General features: G+C 42.8%; 19 protein-coding genes. 10 read left to right on the top strand and 9 right to left on the bottom strand.

Annotated features, from left to right (window positions below; all coding sequences use genetic code 11):
- Positions 1–194: 194 nt before the first annotated feature.
- Positions 195–1,580 (top strand): Gfo/Idh/MocA family oxidoreductase, encoded by a 1,386-nt coding sequence (locus tag Q0081_RS02010; RefSeq protein WP_298348662.1) that lies wholly within the window; start codon positions 195–197, stop codon positions 1,578–1,580.
- Between the two features lie 83 nt (positions 1,581–1,663).
- Here the strand turns inward: Q0081_RS02010 and Q0081_RS02005 are convergent, their stop codons facing one another.
- The gene (locus Q0081_RS02005; protein WP_298348660.1) at positions 1,664–2,398 is read right to left on the bottom strand and encodes a LytTR family DNA-binding domain-containing protein; all 735 of its coding nucleotides are present in this window, start codon (positions 2,396–2,398) and stop codon (positions 1,664–1,666) included.
- Between the two features lie 52 nt (positions 2,399–2,450).
- A complete protein-coding gene (locus tag Q0081_RS02000; RefSeq protein WP_298348658.1) occupies positions 2,451–3,563 on the bottom strand; it encodes a sensor histidine kinase in 1,113 nt (370 codons plus the stop codon).
- A 48-nt stretch (positions 3,564–3,611) separates the two neighbouring features.
- On the opposite strand from Q0081_RS02000, the gene rfbC reads away from it, so the two are divergent.
- The 3 genes from rfbC to Q0081_RS01985 all read left to right on the top strand — a co-directional run bounded on the left by rfbC (position 3,612) and on the right by Q0081_RS01985 (position 5,532).
- Positions 3,612–4,157 carry a dTDP-4-dehydrorhamnose 3,5-epimerase gene (rfbC, locus tag Q0081_RS01995; protein WP_298348656.1) on the top strand — a complete coding sequence of 182 codons (546 nt, stop codon included), beginning with the start codon at positions 3,612–3,614 and terminating at the stop codon, positions 4,155–4,157.
- 161 nt (positions 4,158–4,318) lie between these two features.
- Positions 4,319–5,062, top strand: coding sequence for a tyrosine-protein phosphatase (locus Q0081_RS01990; protein ID WP_298348654.1), 744 nt, complete (start codon positions 4,319–4,321; stop codon positions 5,060–5,062).
- 65 nt (positions 5,063–5,127) lie between these two features.
- Positions 5,128–5,532 (top strand): DUF983 domain-containing protein, encoded by a 405-nt coding sequence (locus Q0081_RS01985; RefSeq protein WP_298348652.1) that lies wholly within the window; start codon positions 5,128–5,130, stop codon positions 5,530–5,532.
- Here the strand turns inward: Q0081_RS01985 and coaD are convergent.
- The 4 genes from coaD to Q0081_RS01965 form a co-directional block, all read right to left on the bottom strand.
- Positions 5,516–5,992, bottom strand: a complete 477-nt coding sequence (gene coaD / locus Q0081_RS01980; RefSeq protein WP_298348650.1) for a pantetheine-phosphate adenylyltransferase — start codon at positions 5,990–5,992, stop codon at positions 5,516–5,518. The two genes, Q0081_RS01985 and coaD, sit on opposite strands and share 17 nt — an antisense overlap.
- Positions 5,989–6,894 (bottom strand): DUF3822 family protein, encoded by a 906-nt coding sequence (locus Q0081_RS01975; RefSeq protein WP_298348648.1) that lies wholly within the window; start codon positions 6,892–6,894, stop codon positions 5,989–5,991. The genes coaD and Q0081_RS01975 overlap by 4 nt, the downstream gene beginning before the upstream one ends.
- Before the next feature lie 3 nt (positions 6,895–6,897).
- Positions 6,898–7,434, bottom strand: coding sequence for an NUDIX domain-containing protein (locus Q0081_RS01970; RefSeq protein WP_298348646.1), 537 nt, complete (start codon positions 7,432–7,434; stop codon positions 6,898–6,900).
- A gap of 91 nt (positions 7,435–7,525) precedes the next feature.
- A complete protein-coding gene (locus Q0081_RS01965) occupies positions 7,526–7,963 on the bottom strand; it encodes a CBS domain-containing protein (protein WP_298348644.1) in 438 nt (145 codons plus the stop codon).
- 173 nt (positions 7,964–8,136) lie between these two features.
- On the opposite strand from Q0081_RS01965, the gene Q0081_RS01960 reads away from it, so the two are divergent.
- The 4 genes from Q0081_RS01960 to Q0081_RS01945 all read left to right on the top strand — a co-directional run bounded on the left by Q0081_RS01960 (position 8,137) and on the right by Q0081_RS01945 (position 11,066).
- Entirely contained in the window at positions 8,137–9,555 is a 1,419-nt protein-coding gene (locus Q0081_RS01960; protein ID WP_298348642.1) for an ATP-dependent RecD-like DNA helicase, read from the top strand.
- 33 nt (positions 9,556–9,588) lie between these two features.
- Positions 9,589–10,005: a DUF1801 domain-containing protein gene (locus tag Q0081_RS01955; protein WP_298348640.1), complete on the top strand. Its 417-nt coding sequence runs from the start codon at positions 9,589–9,591 to the stop codon at positions 10,003–10,005.
- Between the two features lie 60 nt (positions 10,006–10,065).
- Positions 10,066–10,536, top strand: coding sequence for a DUF1003 domain-containing protein (locus tag Q0081_RS01950; RefSeq protein ID WP_298348639.1), 471 nt, complete (start codon positions 10,066–10,068; stop codon positions 10,534–10,536).
- Between the two features lie 71 nt (positions 10,537–10,607).
- Positions 10,608–11,066 (top strand): hypothetical protein, encoded by a 459-nt coding sequence (locus Q0081_RS01945; RefSeq protein ID WP_298348638.1) that lies wholly within the window; start codon positions 10,608–10,610, stop codon positions 11,064–11,066.
- Between the two features lie 94 nt (positions 11,067–11,160).
- On the opposite strand, the gene Q0081_RS01940 is transcribed toward Q0081_RS01945, so the two are convergent.
- A complete protein-coding gene (locus Q0081_RS01940; protein WP_298348637.1) occupies positions 11,161–13,827 on the bottom strand; it encodes a TonB-dependent receptor domain-containing protein in 2,667 nt (888 codons plus the stop codon).
- Between the two features lie 142 nt (positions 13,828–13,969).
- Positions 13,970–15,919 carry a putative porin gene (locus Q0081_RS01935; protein WP_298348636.1) on the bottom strand — a complete coding sequence of 650 codons (1,950 nt, stop codon included), beginning with the start codon at positions 15,917–15,919 and terminating at the stop codon, positions 13,970–13,972.
- Positions 15,920–16,142: 223 nt separating this feature from the next.
- Between Q0081_RS01935 and Q0081_RS01930 the strand changes: the two genes are divergently transcribed.
- Positions 16,143–16,928 (top strand): pesticin C-terminus-like muramidase, encoded by a 786-nt coding sequence (locus Q0081_RS01930; protein ID WP_298348635.1) that lies wholly within the window; start codon positions 16,143–16,145, stop codon positions 16,926–16,928.
- Between the two features lie 63 nt (positions 16,929–16,991).
- Here Q0081_RS01930 and Q0081_RS01925 read toward each other — a convergent pair whose 3' ends face one another.
- Complete coding sequence (locus Q0081_RS01925) at positions 16,992–17,633, bottom strand: DUF1080 domain-containing protein (protein ID WP_298348633.1); 642 nt, start codon at positions 17,631–17,633, stop codon at positions 16,992–16,994.
- A gap of 144 nt (positions 17,634–17,777) precedes the next feature.
- On the opposite strand from Q0081_RS01925, the gene Q0081_RS01920 reads away from it, so the two are divergent.
- Positions 17,778–19,931, top strand: a complete 2,154-nt coding sequence (locus Q0081_RS01920; protein ID WP_298348631.1) for a TIM-barrel domain-containing protein — start codon at positions 17,778–17,780, stop codon at positions 19,929–19,931.
- The last annotated feature ends 340 nt before the right edge of the window (positions 19,932–20,271 follow it).

The following is a 20,271-nucleotide window of genomic DNA, read 5'->3' as shown; positions in this document are numbered from 1 at the left end:
TTTATGGCATTTTACAAACGACCATTTGTAAAACGCCACGCCTTCTAATTTTACTTACTTATAGTAGCACAAAAAGCCCTCCCCCTTTTGATGCTTTTTGCCGATTAACCCTTATCTTGGCATTAAAAATAAAAAGATACCTTTTTATTTCAATCTTGTTCCACTAATGCGCTTAGCTACTTTCTACTACTCCAATGCCCACTCTTAACCGACGCGATTTACTTAAAACTCTTGGATTGACAGCCGGTGCTGCGACATTAGCCACCCCTGCCCAAGCCAACGAAATCCGAGAAATAACATTTCCCGAAAACCCCAACTATATCTCACTCGCTCAGCCCATTACGGCCATTGTGTTGGGTGCAGGAAATCGGGGCAATGTGTACGGTCGATACGCAGTGGCCTATCCGGGGGACGTCAAAATGGTAGGCGTGGCGGAGCCGAATGAATTTCGCAATGAGCGCTTTGCCAAAACCCATGGTATCGAAGCCAATCACCGCTTTGTTACGTGGGAAGATGTGTTTAAAGTACCCAAATTTGCCGATGCCGTCATCATTTCCACGCCCGACACGCTTCACTACGGCCCGGCCATGAAGGCACTGGAAATGGGGTACAACATATTACTCGAAAAGCCCATTTCTCCTTCCATGCAGGAATGTTTGGATATTTTGGCTGCCACGAAAAAATCAAAAAGTATCATTGCCGTTTGCCACGTCCTGCGTTATACGGCTTATTTCCGAAAGTTGAAAGAAATCTGCGATTCGGGTACGTTGGGCACCATGATGAGTATCAATCACCTGGAAGGCATTGAACACGTCCACATGGCGCACTCGTACGTACGCGGTAATTGGCACGAAGCCGAAAAAACCAACCCAATCATTTTGGCAAAATCCTGCCATGACTTAGATATCATGCGCTGGATTGCCAATAAACCCGCGAAAACAGTGTCGGCTTACGGAAATCTCAAATGGTTTAAGCTGGAAAACGCTCCTGCGGGTAGTACCGAACGTTGCGTAGAAGGCTGCAAAGTAGAGCGGGAATGCCCTTTTTCAGCCATCAAAGTTTACTACGAACAGAAAAAACGCATTCATGTATTGGATGTTCCCGAAGACCCGGCCTTGCAGGGTCCGGCGATTTTGGAACGACTCAAAACTTCCAATTATGGCCGTTGCGTATACCGAATGAACAACGACCAACCCGACCATTATACGAGTATTTTTCAATTCAGCAACGGTATTTTAGCCACTTTTGGCTTGGAAGCCTTCACGGCATGGGAAGCCCGTAAAACCCGCGTGATGTTCAGTATGGGCGAAGTGGAAGGCGATAATGACTTAATTAAAGTAACCGATTTTCGCACCAAAGAAGTGACGACATGGAAAGCAAGTGAACAGAAAGAATTCAATAATTCAGGACACGGCGGCGGTGACCATGGCTTGATGCAGAACTTCGTACAGGCGGTGGCTCAAAATAATCGTGCTTTGCTGACGTCTACCATTGATGCTTCCATCGAAAGCCACGTCATGGGCTTTATGGCCGAAGCAAGCCGTAAAAGCGGGAAATCAATGGATATAAAGTTAGTTTAGTTGATAGTTTAGGGTTTACAGTTTTTAGGTTTGGAGAGATTATACTTTTCAACAGCAAATCTTGAAACAGTAAACCCTATCTTTTACAGGCTCAACATATCTTTAAAACGAATGGCCTGACGGCGCGAAATCTCGATTTTCTCGCCACTTCCTCTTAACGTCACCAAAAGCCCACCCGAAAACCAAGGCTCAATTTTGTCGATCCATTGAAGATTAATGATGTGTTTGCGGTTTGCCCGAAAAAACGAAACAGGGTCGAGACGTTCTTCCAACGCATTCAATGATTTAAGTACCAATGGTTTTTGGTCATCAAAATGCAGACGAACGTAGTTGCCCATGGATTCAAAGAGGCGTACTTTGCCCAACTTTACAAACCAGCATTTTTCACCGTCTTTGATGAAAACCTGATCATTTTCGCCCAACATTTTACGCTCGGCAATGGAATCATGCTCATGTTTGCGGTCAAATTCTTCAAAAACCCGATGAACAGCTTCACCCAAACGTGGCAAATCAATTGGTTTTAAAATGTAATCCAACGCGTTGTATTGAAATGCTTTGAGGGCATATTCATCGTAGGCTGTCGTAAAAATCACTTCTGGAATGGTATCATCTTCTAAGGCTTCCAGCAGTTCAAATCCGTTTTTACCGGGCATTTGAATATCCAAAAACAGCAAATCGGGGCGGAGGTCTTCCACCATTTTTATGGCGTCATCGGCATTGGCTGCTTCACCTACAATTTCAATTTTGGGGAAATTTTCGAGCAGGCGGCGCAATTCGTTACGCGCCAGCCTTTCGTCGTCAATAATAAGGGCTTTCATTAAGTTAGTGATTGGTGGTTATTGATTGGTGATTTGTCCCAATAATTATGAATTATTGACTTTTTATTGTGGTCTTTTTATTGGCTGCTGCGGGACTGTTCCTAAAGACTCCTTCGGTTTGAATAGGCAAAATAAGCTCGGCCCGAACTACCTCTTCAGATTCCTGAAAAATTCTGAAACGAGCCGCATCTTCTCCGTAAATCAGTTGCAAACGACGTTCTGTATTTTTCAGGCCAAAGCCGCCGGCTTCTTTTTGGTTATCTAAATCTGTTTCTTTTTTTATCAAAACTCCGGTATTGCGGATATGAATATGCACATAATCGTTTTCCAAAAAAGAAGTAATTTGCACAAATCCTCCATGCACCGCTTTTTGAACCCCATGTTTTATCGCATTTTCCACCAGCGTTTGAAGCATCATGGGAGGCATTTGCAAATAAATAGTTTTAGGATCAATGTGGAAATCTGCCGTCAATCGGTCCTCATAACGCACTTTTTCTAAACTCAAATAATCTTCTACCGTTTTCAGTTCTTCGCGCAATTCTACGGTTTTGCGACGGTCAGCCAAGAGCGAATTACGCAAAATATTTGACAATTGGGTGATTCCCTGTTGCGCTTTGGCGGGATTTTCCGAAATCAGTGCCCGTATGGAATTTAGTGCATTAAAAACAAAATGAGGATTCAATTGCGAACGCAGCACTTTCGCTTCGGTATCATTGACAGAGGTTTTCAACAAAATTTTCTCAATTTCCGTCGCACGCATGTTCTCTACGTAATGATAGATCGTGTAGCTTAATACCCACATAAACATACTTTTACTCCACGACAGCCACTGGTCTAAAAATAAGAAAGGTTCACTGGTAAATACCTCGTGCAGGGTACGTACATCAATCGGGAAATTGATAAGCGTCATGATGAACCCTAACAACAGTCCTGAAAATATAACCCGTGCCCCTAATCGAAAAAGCGGAAGACTGACCCAGTTGCGTTCACGGACAATCAGGCGATAGAAATGGGTGAGTAACACACATACTAAAATATTTGCGATAGCGAAAAAAAACATCTCCCAACTGAACCCATATTCAAACGTATAAACCCATAATTCATAGAACATGAGTACGGTCCACCCTGCTATTTGACAAGTCCAATATATTCTTTTTTTCGACATTCGCTCAATTTATCTAAATTTGTTCAGGTTATCAATTACAACTCACAGATGCAAGTTATCAAAAAATCGCTCGAAGGGCTGGTAGAAATTATACCAACGGTTTATAAAGATGAAAGAGGGTCTTTTTTTGAGACTTATAATAAACAAGAGTTTGAAGCCCACGGCTTACCTACCCACTTTGTTCAGGATAATCAATCTTTTTCAAAAAAAGGGGTCGTCAGAGGTTTACATTTTCAACGTGAACCTTATGCTCAGGGGAAATTGGTACGAGTCATTATGGGCCGTGTGCTGGACATTGCCGTTGACATTCGCCCCGACTCCCCCACTTTTGGACAATACGAGGCAATAGAATTAGAGGCTGAGCGCGGCAATATTTTTTACCTACCTGAAGGTTTTGCCCACGGATTTGCCGCATTGGAAGATTCTATTTTCATTTATAAGTGTACCAATCTGTACCATAAAGCTTCTGAGGGAGGTATCATTTGGAACGACCCGGATATTAACATAAACTGGCAGGTTTCCAATCCAATTGTATCCCAGAAAGACCTGCAATTGTCCACTTTTAAGGCCTATTTCAAGCAGGCACTTTCTTAGCAATTAGCATACCAATTACCCGCAGAATGTCCACAAAGTCGCGGACATACCAATAATGGCTATTTCTGCATTTATTTTTTCCCCTCGGTTACTTTGGCACAATTCGTGGAAAGATAAAACTATCTAAAGAAAGTTTTTCTCGAAGCGAATTGTAACTATCTATGAATTTTTCTTTCCTACAACGTAACCGAAGCGCCACAGGAATCTCCCGTTTTCCTCCTTTTTTGGTGGATACGCACGCTCATATTTTACCCGCATTAGACAATGGTCCCGAAACACTCGATGAAAGTATATCTCTATTACAGGAAATGTCCATGTATGGCATTCGTAAAGTAATAGCCACTCCTCACATTATGGGAGATTATTACCAAAACAGTGTTTCAGACATTTTACAGGCGCAAAAGCACCTCCGTGCTGAATTGATTCGTCGCTGTATTTCGATTGAATTGGAAGTCGCTGCTGAATATTATTTAGACGTTTCATTCCTTTCAACGCTGGAAAACAACCAAACTCTTCTGCCTATTAATGACACCTATTTACTTTTAGAAACAAGCATCGTCGGAATGCCTTCCTTTTTGGAAGAAGCCATTGACCTCGTACAGCAACGTAATTTAATTCCTGTATTGGCACATCCAGAACGCTATCATTATTTACAGCAGGATTTTGAAAAAGTACGGAGTTTGAGTCAAAAAGGTGTCTTATTTCAAGTCAACTTGGGTTCGTGGCAAAGCACTCATCAAGCCACCCGAACATTGGCCGAACGGCTGGTTAGTGAAGGTTTGGTTTCATTTGTAGGAAGCAACGTACATAACTCCCGCGATTGGGGCCACGCGCGCGAAGCATTGCGCTCAAAAACGTTTGCTCAATCGGTTGAAAAAGGATTACTCAATCAACATTTGCTGTAACTTTCCTAAAATATACCTTTCTTTTTAGTGCATTGTTGTACATTTGATCAATCGTATGCAATGCTATGCTAAAAGGAACCAAACTATACAGTATTCTGAACAATAAGTGCCCCCGCTGTCAAAAAGGACAATTTTTCAAGACCAATAATCCCTTTAGTTTGAAGCAGTTTGATAAAATGAACGATCATTGTGAAATATGCAATGAGCCTTTTGAGCGCGAACCGGGTTTTTATGTGGGAGGAATGTATGGAAGCTACGCCCTCTATACCGCACTGATTACTGCAGTTTTTGTGAGTTGCGTTGTCATCTTGGAAATCAACATTTTCTACGTTTTAGCCATCCTCATACCTCTGATCATTGGCTCCCAGCCTTTATTTTTTAGATGGGGGCGACTGCTTTGGATTAATATTTTTGTAAAATATGATCCAGAAGCCACCAAAGGAGACAAAAAGGCTACGCCAAGATGGTAGATTCAGAGAGTTTATAAGGCAGGAACTCATCTACATTATGTCCATACTTATGCAGTTCACGGATAATCGTCGAACTGATGGGAGCTAAATGGGGAGAAGTAATCAGGAAAACCGTTTCGACTTCTTCATACACATGGCGGTTGACTTGCGAAATGCTGTTTTCGTATTCAAAGTCAGTTGTATTCCTTAATCCTCTCAACAGAAACCGCGCCCCTAACTGACGGGCAATGTTGGCGGTTAAGTCATCATACGTTATGGTACTGATTTGGGGATAAGCCTCAAATGTGTTTTCAATCAAATGCTGCATCACCTCTAAAGGGAAATAGCGTTTTTTGTTGGAATTATGCCCTATTCCGACGATAATTTCATCAAAAATGTGTAATCCTCGTAGTACAATGTCTTCGTGACCTTTGGTAAAAGGATCAAACGACCCCGGAAAAAGGGCGATGCGCTTATTCATTTTTTAAGGGTTTGTGTCGCAAAAAAGAGGTTGTACAAACTAAAATAACGATGTTCAGGTAAATCTTCAAATGCAGTTCCCAAAGCCAATTTTTTCGGATTTTTACCAAATAGAAGATAAGGCAAAAATTTCTGAAGCATCTGATAATCTTCTGAGTAAAGAGTAATTTCCCCGTACAAATAGCAACGTACATTTTCGGGCGTTAATTGCAATGAGTCCAGGACAAACATGACAAAATAGCCCATATCAGAAGCCGTTTTGTATCCAAATTTATTACAATACAACAGCTGTTCCCGTCGTGCCAGTGTGAGAGTTAAAAAATCGTCTTCAAAATGAAATGTCAGTATGGTATTATTTTTTTCCAAAGCCGATAAAGTCAGCGCTCCTTCAATTAAAGCACTGGTTTGATGTACAAACGTAGGAAGTTGCAAAGCATACGTATTAAGAATCCACTCCCACAGTTCTTTGTCGACGGTAAATACATTCCGAGCCTCCAGCCTTTTTACTTCCTGGTGCAACACTTGCTCACTTTCCGCTACTTCGCCCCGAACCAGAGCTAAATAACCGGCGGCATATTCTTTGCGAAAATAAACATCGGGAATAAGCGTGAACGAAGGCGTATTGAAGCATACTACTACATTTTTCCAGAGATTACTTCCCAGAAAAGAGTGCTCCTGAAACAATTGACCCAGCCAAACAGCCCATTTTTTATCATTCGGCAACCCTCCTATAGAGTAGTCCTCTAAGCACAAAACCCGTTTGTTTGCGCTTTCCAACGCAAAGAAACGTAATCTTTCGGCTCCCAATTCTATCATCAATTCGTATTCCGCGCATTTTTCGGAATCAAATTTTTCATCTCTTATCTCCAATAAAGGAGTTATAGCAGCCTGCGTAGCAATCATTAGTTATGAATAAACGATGTGTCCTATGTTTCTATCGCTGCGGTTAACCTCATACGTACCCAAATACCCCTTTAACTGATAAATATCCGCTAAACTGCCGCAGTATTTAAACAGCGAGTGTACTTCATTGGCCGGGTATCTTTTTACGTCTTCAAAACTCATCCAACGTGCTTCCTGAATAATTTGATTGGCTTCCGTCATCTCCGGGTCGGTACCGAGATGTAAACGCCCTCCCGTAATTTTCACTTCAAAGAACAACTCCAGTGCATGCAACGGCGGTTGCATAAACTCATTGACAAACAACAAGTTTCCCACCTCAACCTCTAATCCTGTTTCTTCTTTGAATTCTCGCCGAAGTGCCTCATGAGTCCTTTCCTCAAACTGCATTCCCCCTCCAGGGGGGCACCAAAATGTATCAGTATTGCCAACACCGCGATGACTTATCATCAAAATTTCGTCATTTTCAATGCAAATACCGCATACTCTTATTCGTAAGCGATTGCCGTATAAACGGGCTACTTCTTCTCGCGCCTTTTCCAATTTTACAGTTATCTGTTAATCGTTTATCGCCGGTGTTCCTCCTGAGTCATCAGCTTTTCACTCCGTACAGGGCTGCAAAGATAATGATATATCAATAAGGGCTACCTGAAATATAGCTTTCCAACGATTCGATGCGCGCTTTCTGCTCCTTTATAATACTTGATACCACATCATTGATCGAAATGATTCCAATCAATTCACCCTCATCTACTACGGGTAAGTGACGAATGTGTTTCTCCGACATGATAACCATGGCTTCTTCCAATTTTTGCTCCGAAGTAACGGTAATCAGTTTGGAAGTCATTACGTCCTTGATGAGGGTTTGTTGCGAAGCACGGCCTTTCAGAATCCCCTTACGGGCATAGTCGCGCTCAGAAAAAATCCCTACCAGTTGTCCTTCGTCAATCACCAGCACGGCTCCGATGTTTTTTTCGGCCATTTGCTCCAATGCCTCATATACGGTAGTTTCCGAAGTGACCGAAAAAATAGCATTGCGAGATTTGTCGCGTAATACGTTCTTAATTTTCATTGTAGTGGTTGAGTTTGAAAGTTAAAAGTTAGGAAATAGAGAAAAGCTATCTGGAAAGGATTTAAAGTAAAAAGGCGATGAAATTAGAATTTTTTCTAAAAAAATGAAAATTTTTCCAAAGGAATAATTTTTTAATGTTGCTAAATTTACATTCCTGCTGTAGTTTTGGATACATGAAAGAAACCTCCAACGTCTCCCCGGCGGCTTTATTAAAAAAAAGCTTTCCACATCAACCTACTTCCGGCCAAGAACATTTTTTCATAAAAATAGCTGAATTTCTGGAAGACGAAAATCTGCGTGACTGTTTTTTGCTGAAAGGCTACGCAGGAACGGGTAAAACTACGCTGATTAGTACCGTTATAAATGTCATAGGGAAGCTGGGATTCAAAACCGTACTTCTTGCTCCTACAGGTCGCGCCGCCAAGGTAATGGCTAATTATTCCCGAAAAAAAGCACTGACTATTCACAAAAAAATATACCGACAGGTAGCCGATGCTTACACGGGTTCTTTGCATTTTGAACGGCAATCCAACAAGCACCGCGATACGCTTTTTATCGTGGATGAAGCTTCCATGATTTCGGACGAAGCTGAGTTTGGTTCACGGGGATTGCTATATGATTTGATAGAATACGTTTTTGAAGGAATCGGCAATAAACTTTTGATTGTAGGCGATGTAGCCCAGCTACCACCTATCAACCGTGACCTGAGTCCGGCACTTGATAAAGCTTTGCTCGAAAGTACGTTTTACATGAGTGTGTACGAGCAGGAACTCACGGAAGTAACCCGCCAAGGTCAAGATTCAGGAATTCTACGAAATGCAACTCATCTACGTGACGTACTTCCCCTTGAAAAACTCAATATTCAACTCCAAACGAAAGGGTTGAGGGATTTTTATAAAATGCCCAGCGACCGTCTGGAAGATGGCCTGCGCTATGCTTACGAAAAGCACGGGCGCGAAAACGTCACCATCATTACCCGCTCCAATCGCGAAGCTGTACAGCTCAATCAATTTGTACGTCGCCAAATCAACGCGGCCGAGGAAGAATTGGAAGCGGGAGATTTATTGATGATTGTTCGTAACAATTATACGGTTCTGGATGAAGAATCACCCGCTGGCTTTTTAGCAAACGGGGATTTCGTAGAAGTAAAACGCATCCGTAAAGAAGAGGAAGTACATGGTTTTCGATTTGCGACCGTTGAGCTTCAACTCCTTGACTATGAGGAGCAGCCTCCGTTTGAAGCGAAGATTTTTCTGGATACACTCCACTCTCCCAGTCCGTCGATGAGTCAGGAAGAAAGCAAACGTTTATACGAAGCCGTATTACAGGATTACATTTACCTGAAATCCAAAAAAGTCCGCAATGAAGCCATTCGTCAGGATGTGTACCTGAATGCCCTGCAGGTAAAATTCGCCTACGCGCTCACTTGCCATAAATCACAGGGTGGGCAGTGGAAGTCTGTCTTCGTCAATCAGGGGTATTTGCCCGAGGAGCAGGTCAACAAAGAATTTATCCGTTGGCTTTATACTGCGGTGACCCGGGCTACCGACGAAGTGTTTATGATGAATTTTCATGCGCAGTTTTTTGAGTAATTTGAATACTTTATCTCAAACTCTAAATCAACCATGGCAAAGAACAAAACAACTCAGACGGAAAGGAGCGTAACAGACTTTATCAGTTCCATTGAAGATGAAACAAAACGGGATGACAGTTACTCTCTAATCAAACTCATGCAAGCCCAAACAGGGTTTGAGCCGAAAATGTGGGGGCCAAGTATCATTGGTTTTGGCAGTTATCATTATAAATATGCCAGCGGACACGAAGGTGACGCACCGCTTGTAGGCTTTTCTCCACGCAAGGATGCCATAAGTTTGTATCTTTTTAATTTTAACGGTAAGGATGAACTATTGAAAAAATTCGGCAAACATAAGGCCGCCAAAGCGTGTATTTACGTAAAAAAATTAGCGGATATTGATAGTAAAGTGCTGAAAACAATGATAACAAATTCAGTAGAATACATCAGAAATATATATCCAGCTTGATAGTAGAATATACTGATTGACTGTTCATAATCCTCCAAACTATTAAAAAGCCTAACCAATATGAAACATCAAGGCTTGCCATCAGTCGAGACTTTAAAGAAAAATTACCAATCCATTAAGAACATAAACAGGCAGCATCGAGAGAAATTGTCGAAAATCAACAAAGCCGCTTTATGGATTACCGACCATGTTGGGAGTATGGGCTTCTTTCTGATTATTTTTTGTTGGACAGTCATTTGGTTAAGCTGGAATACGCTTGCCCCTGACAAGCTGCGGTTTGACCCTAAACCGGCTTTCGTTTTATGGCTGTTTATTTCAAATATGATTCAGATTTTTCTGATGCCATTGATCATGGTAGGACAAAATCTGCAATCAAAACATTCAGAACTGCGTGCCGAACAGGATTTTTTAGTAAATAAAAAAGCCGAGATAGAAATCGAAACTATTTTGATGCATCTGGAAAATCAAAATGAATTAATTCTTCAAATTTTAAAGCAGGTTCAATCTAAAGAAAACAAATCAGTTGATTGAAAATGAGGAGTTTCCCAAATATTACCCAGCTATAAAGTGTAAAAAATGATGCAAAAAACTGAAATATTGAGATGAGTGAAATTTATAAAGGTGAAACAGAAATTCTGAATTTGGTAGAAAAATTCAACTTAAAAACGCTAAAAAAATCGGAATGGACGCACGCCGCTCACCTAACTGTCGGGATTTGGTACGTAAAAAATTATGAGAAGTACGAAGCACTTTGCCGACTGAAATCAGGTATTATTTCATTTAATCTCACCACCGATACCCCTAACACGGGCAGCCGTGGTTATCATGAAACATTGACTGTATTTTGGGCAGAAGTATTGCATTTTTTTGTTGAAGAATTCCCACAGGACTCGCTGTTAGAATCCTGCAACCGTTTTCTGAGTTCTCGTTTATCGGACCGAAAATTTCCTTTCTTTTTTTACAATGAAACGGCTTTGATGAGTACACTTTACAGGTCAAGGTTTGTAGGTCCCGAAAAGCAACCATTGACGGCAGAGGTACTAAAAGGTTTCGTGGAATAACTATTCAAATAAGAAAAGACTTAAAAACAAAAAGCCCTTTCCGATGTTATTCGGAAGGGCTTTTTTTCATGGATGGATATAATCGAAAAACTGTCTAATTACGACGTCCGCCACCACCACCGGCCTGTCCACCACCATCGTTGGTGTTGTCACCGCCCTGTTTGGTATCGTCGTTATTTACACTCTTTTTACGTTGGAAGAAATTTCCGTCAAAGGTCATTTTACCAAAGCGCTTACGGAAAGTAATTCGGAAACCACGGTTGTACATGTAGTTAACTTGCTCTTGGGTAAAGACATTACCCGGCGTATTGCTGCTTAGGTTTGTACGTTGCTTAAATGCGTTTTGGAGGAAGTTTTCAGCACCGAATCCTAAACTCGCCTGTTGTTTTTTGAACTCTTTCAGGATATTGAAACTGTATCCCATAAAACCTCCCTGCGTACCCTGCAATTGGATCTCACGAGCACGACCATAACCAAACATTTGGGCACTCCAATTTTTACCCAATTGATATTGAATCTGTCCAAAAAGATTAAACGTCCAGTTTTGGTTGCTTATACCCAACGAAGGGCTGTTGAGCATGATGTAACGTACATCCACGTTCCCATTGATTGTCAGACCCGTAATCGGTTTTACCATAGCAAATATGTTCACACCGTATGCACGGTTGCTGCCGATATTCTGAAAGGTTGTCAACAATGTATTATTATTAATAACTACACTGCCTGTACTTACTCCCTGTGCTTTGGTCAATTGATTAAACAAATCCTGTCCGCCACGGTAACGAACCGTTTCAATAGATCCATCGGTCATACGGGCGTAGGTAGAGAAATTAAGCGTAGTGGTTTTGAAAAACGTGCTCAGGTTAATCTCAAAATTGTTGGTGTATTCAGGTTTTAAGTTCGGATTACCAAACGAAACGTTGAATGGATCACTCTGCGATACGTTCGGGTTCAGGAACTGAATCGAAGGTCGCTGAATACGACGGTTGTAGCTTACACGAATAGTTTTACCACCTTTCAAGCTTTTTGACACCGTCAAACTCGGCACAATCGTTCCGAAGTTTGGCAGATTCACCGGAGGCGCATCCTGATACTTGGCACCAATCTCAGTATATTCATAACGAACACCCGGTTTAAAGCCCCACTTGTTTTTGGTTTGGAACAGGAAAGACATATAGGCCGAATACACATTTTGATCATAACTAAATACGTTTGTACGCAACGGATTTGCTTTATAATTTCCTGTAGCAGAGCTGTCGTAATTGAAACGATAATCGCTTTCGATATGACGCAAAATCATCTTAGCACCCGTTTCAATCTGCACGTGTGAAGTCAACGGGTCCTGATAATCAATCTGCACCGTTTTCTCCTGAGTCAAGCTTTTGTTCGGGTTATTTTCACGGTAAGAGATTTCCCCTACCGATGCGCCTTGATATTGGTCGCGTGTATAGCTATTGTCGCCACGGTTTTCACTAAACTGTGCTAAAACACTGAATTCTTTACCTTCTTTATCAAACTTACGCGTGTAGTCGAGGTTCATATCCAAATTGTTACCGATATTTTTGGTATCAATCTTATTTCCAAATGTAGCAACTCCGATACCGCCGTTGATAAAGCTATAAGACTGCTGATTGTTTTCCAAATTGAACGCCCTGCGGCTGTTGCGGATACTGTAAGTCAAGCTGTTTTTAGGATTGAAGGTATAATCCAAGCTCAATTGTACATTTCCAAAACCTCCTAATTGTTGTCCGTTATTTTCCTGACGCGTCCGTAATGATTGTCCAGTTGACAACAAACGGGTAATGTCAATATAGCCTCCTGTGGGCGGGTACATCATACGCCCACCTGCATTGACAGAAACGCCCAGCTTTTTGGTTCGCAGGTTAACGTTCCCAAACAGGTTGCTGGCGCGATTTCCCCCGGCAATATCAATCGAACCGGTAATTCCCTGTAAATTATTCTTCTTCGTAATGATATTTATAATACCGGCCGAGCCTTCCGCATCATATTTAGCTGAAGGTGAGGTAATTACTTCTACGGTTTTGATTTGGTCAGAAGGAATCATTTTCAAGGCATCGGCCACACTGTTGGCCACAATGGTCGAAGGTTTGCCATTGATCAAAACGCGAATGTTCTGACTGCCGCGCATGGACACGTTTCCATCTAAATCTACTGATAGCAGCGGCACTTTTCGAAGTACGTCACCCGCGTCTCCTCCCGAATTGGCCAAGTCTCTTTCGGCATTATAAACCAGTCGGTCCACTTTATCTTCAATCAATGCTTTTTCACCCGTTACTGTTACTTCAGCAAGGGTACGCACGTCAGGAGGAAGGCTTACATTTCCTAAATTTTTCTCTTTATTCCCTTTGCCAATGGTCAGTTTGGCAATTTCAAAGTTTTTATAACCGATAAAGCTCACCACAAACTTAAAATCACCGTCGGGAACACTTTTAAGTAAAAATGCACCTTTCAAATCGGTTACTGTTCCATCAATGGGCTTTCTGGTTTTGATGTCAAAAATGGCTACGGTTGCGTATTCAACGGGCTTATTAGAGACCGAGTCTACAATAATACCCGAAATACGTCCATTCCCTTTGGGCAAATCAGGAATGCCCTGCTGTTGTTGCTGTCCCATACCCGGACCATTGCGATCTCCTCCCCGGCCCATACCACCACCTCCACCCATACCACCGGGGAACTGGGCTTGTGAAGTGTAAGCAATACCTAAAACGGCTGTTAAAATGTAAAAAACTTGTTTCATCTGAGTTGTGTATAGTAAATGAATATTATCAATAAGACAATATTTGAAGTACAAATGTTGCTCCCAAACCGTTAGAAAAGGGAGAAAAACGACCAAATGCAAGGTCTAAACGACTAAATGGGGTGAAATCATAGACGAACTATCAGTCAAACAACGGCCAATTGAGGCCGAATCCCAATGAACGTCCTACTACCGGGTAATAAGGGGTAGAAAAATAACCCGGATTAAACAGCCCTTGCAACAGGCCCTGCGCGGCATTGGCCATTTTTACAAACAGCCGCACCCGGTTGATTCGGGTATTCAAGAAGAGCTCTGAATAGACGACGCCTTCGGTTTCAAGTCGATTTTGGAGGTGAAACTGTTGCGTGAGCGGCATATAGGCATCGGCGTAATACGCCGATTTATAGTGAATTTCACCGCCTACCTGTAGGAAAAGATTGTAATACTTGAAATCGAAAGCAGCTCTGAAATTAGCAAAAAAGCGAGGAATCCGAATGATAGTATTGTTGGAAGCCAAGGTATAATACGTCTGCGCCCAAAACTGAAATTTTCCGGGTCGCCACTCCGTCTGGGCTCCTATTCGCAACACACTGAACGCGCTCGTAAACTGTCGGGCTATGGCCGCCGTATCGTAGTAAAAGTAGTTGTTAATCAAATGGTAATCTATCCGCGGACTGAACCGAATACGTTTGGTATTGAGGTTAATTTGGCCGTAGATGTTGTTGGAATTGACCAATCGAGAGGTATTATCCCAGCGAAGGTGATTGCTGTTGTATAATTGCTGAAGCAAAGTAGGAGAAGAAAAAACCGAATAATAGCCGGCAGTAAACCACTTACTGACCACTTCTCCTTTGACTTTAAAATCCCGTCCCAGCAAATATTCAAACTCGGCGGTAGCGCGTTGGGTGCTGTCTTTGAGGTAGTAAGCCAGCCATAATCCCACAAAATTCTCAAAACGACTCAGACGATAGGTGCCGGTGGTACTTGTGCTATCCGTAGTGTTATAACTGCCGGTCATCCGGACAATACGTTGCCGATAGTGCGCCCGATAATTGAATCCCTGATAGCGCCCTTTGATACCAAATTTATTTTCAAATAACCGAAAACTTACATCCTGCCGGGTATCCGTTTGATTATAGTAATAGTTTTGGTAAAAATCGTATTTCTGCGCCTGACTTAAATCTTTATCGGCGTAGATGTCGATGCTTCGTTTGTAGTCAAATATATGATACACCTGAAAACCCTGCGCCAACACGTATTGCTGAAAAATGTGCCAATTGTTGCGCCGTTCCCACGATTGGGCGGTTTTTAGGATAGCGGAGGGATTGTTGTATTCTATACTTCCGTCTCTTTTAAAATTAAGCGTATCGGGCGACATCCCTCCCTGCTCGTAGGCACTGTGATTCAAGTGGTTGAACTGTCCCATCACAAGGTATTTTTCGTCTTTGGAACGGTAGTTACCATGAAATACAAATCCCCAGTTTTGAGTCAAATTATTTTGAGGATCTGCCGAGCCGCTGGTCCCAAAATACTTATTGGTTGTAAATCGTTGGGCATTGATTCCCAAATTAAGGCGTGGGGATAGGTTCTGACTGTGGTCAAAACGGACAATATTCTGGCCCAATCCCCCCAAGGCCAAGTACAGATTCGTGTAAGGCGACTTGGTATCAAAAAACTTAACTTCGTTGTTTGGATAGGCGTAAGGCGTATAGGCATCGTAGCCAAATTGAGCACCCAACTGCTCCACGGGGCGATAAAACACGGGACGGGAGGCTGTTCCTAAATTACCTAAATCAACCAATTGAAAATCAGCCCGCTGTACGAAGTTGTACCGATGAAATGCGTCATAAGACGTATCAATCTGATAGAGCGTCTTGTGATTATTGAACACATCTTCTTCCAAAAAGTAACGCGCAGTACGAGGCCCATAGATAACTTTCGTAGAGTCATCTATCTTGACCTGTCCTCCGCTCTGTCCGGCACCGCCTCCCCGTTGGTTGCCGCCAAACGTTCCACTCGTCGGCATTCTGATTTGACCGTAAGCAGTGATCGACCAAAAGCCGCAAAAAACGATATATAGCCACTTTTTCACGCCACAAAGTTAGTAGAAGTTTACAGTTTATAGTTTGCGGTTTAGGGTTTGCAGTTTACAGTTTAGGGTTTACAGTTTATAGTTAGTAGTTTATAGTTTGATTATCAATCGTTTAACAAACAATGTTTTGAAAAAATTAAGGATATTTAACCTTTTGAGTTTACGGTTAGGGATTGTCCTGTAAAGCATGTTAATTTTGTTATCATCTTAAATGAAGTGTCAAATGTCAAGGTACGCGTTCACATACAACCAAGAGATTGGGCATCAGGGCCAAAGTCTCATTCCGCATTTTCCAGGGGGATTGTCCGGTGTTACGATTGGCCCGGGCTACGACATGGGCGGGCGCACGCCTGCCGAGATTTACCAAGATTTGACCAAAGCGGGTATTCCACCGCAAACGGCCGAATTATTTATGAATGCGGCAGGCAAAACGGGCGACGAAGCCCAACTATGGGTGAATGAGCATCGTCATGAGTTGTATATTACGGAAGACCAACAACAGGCATTGTTTGACCATGTGCTGGTCGATGAATACGAACAGCGTATGAGGTCCCAGTTGGCGCAGTTTGCCGAAGAAAACAGCAACATTACCCATGACATGATTGCGTGGGAAAATCTTTCGGAAAAACAGAAGCATATTTTGTTTGATTTTTCCTACAACCCTGGTTTGAGTAAATTTCCCACCCTTACGGAAGCCGTTTTACATCAGGATTGGGATACAGTCGCTCAATCTTTTGAGCGATTTTCGGATGGAGAGCCGCTTGAATATCGAAACGATACGTTTTATCAAACCTTTTTAGACCCCAATGCGCCTCCCATTGAATCTACAATCGAAGTGGCCGAAATGATAGAGGTGGTGGAAACGCCGGAGATTGAGACAATTGACGATTTGTGGGATAACGACCTGTATACCGAAATTCCAACCGTCACAGAAACTCATTCGATTCATTCTCCGGAACCCGATGCGCATTCGGAACATTTATTGGATGGTCCGGATTGGAATCATTGAGGCAAAAAAAAGTTTCGGATATTTCTACCCGAAACCATAAACTATTTCCAATCAACGGATTTACTAATCCGCCAGCGGTTTTACCATAATATCTTTGTAAAAGACCTTACTCTTGGGGTCGTGGCCCTGAAGTGCAAACGTACCGCTGCTTATTTTTCTTCCTTCGCCGGGCTTATTTCCTACTTCATCAGGCTCAATATAATCCACCACAGTCTTGTCATTGATTTTAATCGTAATGTGTTTACCCTGCACAATAATCTGCTCGGTATACCACACGTTGTCTTCCACAAACACGTCTTTCACGTCCTGAATTCCGTAGAGACTTCCCGTGCGGCGCCAGTCAGTATGGGAATTGTTCACCTGCACTTCATACCCCTTTGAAGGCCAGCCACCTTCTTGGTATTTGGTATGAAAGTACATGCCCGAATTGGAGCCGGGAGTGGTCATTACCTGGGCTTTAAATTCAAAATTTTTGAAATTGTGCTCTCCCACTTTACCATCATAAAACAAGTGAGCTCGGTCTCCATTGACTACAATGGTTCCATTTTCAACTTTAAATGAACTTGCATTTTCGCCTACTTTCCAGCCGTCCAACGATTTGCCGTCAAAAAGCGAAATCCATTTTTCTTTTTTCCCACCCTGTACAAAACTCATACAGACGGTCAACAGCATCAATAAAGGACTTAAATAATATGATTTCTTCATGTTGATTGATTAATTAAGGTTTAAAGACTTATAAGGACAATAAAACCTCATTACTACTTTTGATTCGTTTGATTTTTTATCGAAAAGGGAAAGATAGAGTAAGTGAGAAGTCAGGGCGTCTTGTAAGAAAAACGTTTTAGAATAATGACAAAACTGTTCCCGAGATTATTTCTTTTCCTGCTTCTGTTTTTAGGAAATCGTATTGTTTCCGCCCAATCTCTGAATTGGACAGAAACAGCCCCCGGCGTCTGGAAAGTATCGGTTGGTAAACCCGAAGCGTATACTCTTTTGACGGCGGCAGGTTCACAACCCAACCGTGATGCCTTAAAAAAATTGGGGACTACCGCGTTTCCTTTGTCCAAAAATGATATTTCAATACGGGTAAAAAATGGAAAAACGTATCTGCGGTTTCCGTTAGATCGAGGTGAACAACTCTACGGCTTTGGTCTGAATTTTCAGACCGTACACCAACGAGGCAAAATCCTGAAACTGCACGTGGACCATTATGGCAACAAAGACAATGGCCGTACGCACGCTCCGGTGCCGTTTTATGTATCTTCCAAAGGCTACGGAGTTTTTGTGAATTCCGCCCGCTACATGGATGTGTATGCAGGAACGGCCGTGCGAACCGACAGTAAAAACCCTCCACCCGCACAAGACCGAAATACCGACAAAAATTGGCAGGCGCAACCGTATTCCGATGCCGTAGAAATGTTGGTACCTGCCGAGGGCGTGGAATTGTACGTTTTTGGCGGCCCCTCCACGATGGAAGCCGTCCGTCGTTTTAATCTGTTCAACGGCGGAGGCTGCCTGCCGCCGCGCTGGGGATTGGGTTTTACGCAGCGCGTCAACCGCCTGTATTCCGACAAAGACGTTCAAAAAGAAGCGCTTGAATTTGAAGAAAAAGGCTATCCGCTGGATTTTATCGGGCTGGAGCCCGGCTGGCAAAGCAAATCCTATCCCTGTACGTTTGAGTGGGACAAAACCCGTTTTCCGCAACCCGAGGCATTTGTGAAAGACATGCTTAGCAAAGGCATTCGCCTCAACCTGTGGACCAACCCGTATGTTTCGCCCGATGCGTCTATTTATTCCAAAATCACTCCTTTTACGGGTTCACATTCGGTTTGGGTGGGAGCCGTTCCTGATTTAACCCTTCCCAAAGCCCAAAGCATTTTTTGGGGACAATTTGAAAAAGACCACGTCAGCATTGGTGTCGGCGGTTATAAAATTGACGAAGTGGACGGCTTTGATTCCTGGCTTTGGCCGGATGTTGCCACGTTTCCGTCGGGGTTGGATGCGGAACAACTACGGCAGACGTACGGGGTGTTGGTTCAAAAACAAAGCACGGACTTATTTCATAAATACAACCGCCGCACCTACGGACTCGTCAGAGCTTCCAACGCAGGTGCTTCGTCGTTGCCTTACGTGATTTACAACGACAATTACAGTCACGAAGATTTTATTACGGGATTGATTAACAGCGGTTTTACGGGAACGTTGTGGACACCGGAGGTACGCGCCTCCAAAACAGGCGAAGAATGGCTACGGCGGTTTCAGTCGGTTTGTTTTTCACCTATGGCCATGATCAACGCGTGGGCCAGCAGTACCAAACCGTGGACGTTTCCCGACGTAGCCGAACAAATCAAGGAAATTTCTCAACTGCGAATGCGCATGATGCCGTACTGGTATTCGGAATTTGCCAAGTATCATTTTGAAGGTACACCGCCGTTTCGGGCCATGAACCTCGAACCTGATTTTACCGGGGAGGTCAAAAAAGAAATGGTGAACACCAATTTGGAAGAAAATCCCTACGCGGTGGCAGTCAGCAAAGAAATCAAAGACCAATACATGGCGGGGGAATACCTGTTGGTAGCGCCGGTGTTCACGGGACAAACCTCGCGCAAAGTAGTTTTGCCCAAAGGAAAATGGTACGATTTTTACACGGGAAAACTGGCCGGCGAAGGCGAAGTGATTACGGTAACGCCGGGATTGGACAAAATCCCCGTTTTTGTAAAAGACGGTGGCATCATCCCGCTGATGCAGGTCATGCTTCACGCGCCCAAACCCAATCAAAAAGTGGCTATTGAAATTCGTCATTACGGTCAAAAACCCGGCCACTACCAACTATACGATGACGATGGCGAGACATTTGACTACGAAAAAGGACAATTCAGTTGGCGAACGATTTCTGTCACCCGCCAATCCGACGGCCAATGGAAAGGCAGTATTTCAGCTCCGGAAAACGGCAAACCCAATACGATTGGAAACGTAACTTGGACGTTTATGACGGGGCAGTAAACCCTTCAATAGTTGTAAAAAACAACTATTGAAGGGTGGCGGTGGAAACACCACTAAGGGCATAAAATTCCCCAAACAACGCCAAGCCTTTTTTGTTTTATTGAGATACTCTAAATTGACAACAGAAATTTATAATTAAACAACAATTATATACAAAATGGGTGCTTGGGGAACAAACATAAGGGCATCACTAAAAATCAGTAAATTTGTATAATAGACTGATATTTGTATATGAAGAGATTTAAAAGACATAGAGATTTTGGTTTATTTGATACAGCCTTTCGGATTGAAAAATTGATAAAATTAGGAGACCCTTTGCACAGGTTGGCAGCAGGAGTAG

The sequence above is a fragment of the Runella sp. genome (assembly GCF_027484545.1).
GTDB lineage: Bacteria > Bacteroidota > Bacteroidia > Cytophagales > Spirosomataceae > Runella.
Note: the sequence above shows the minus strand (reverse complement) of the source record. Positions and strands in the feature narration are given on the sequence as shown.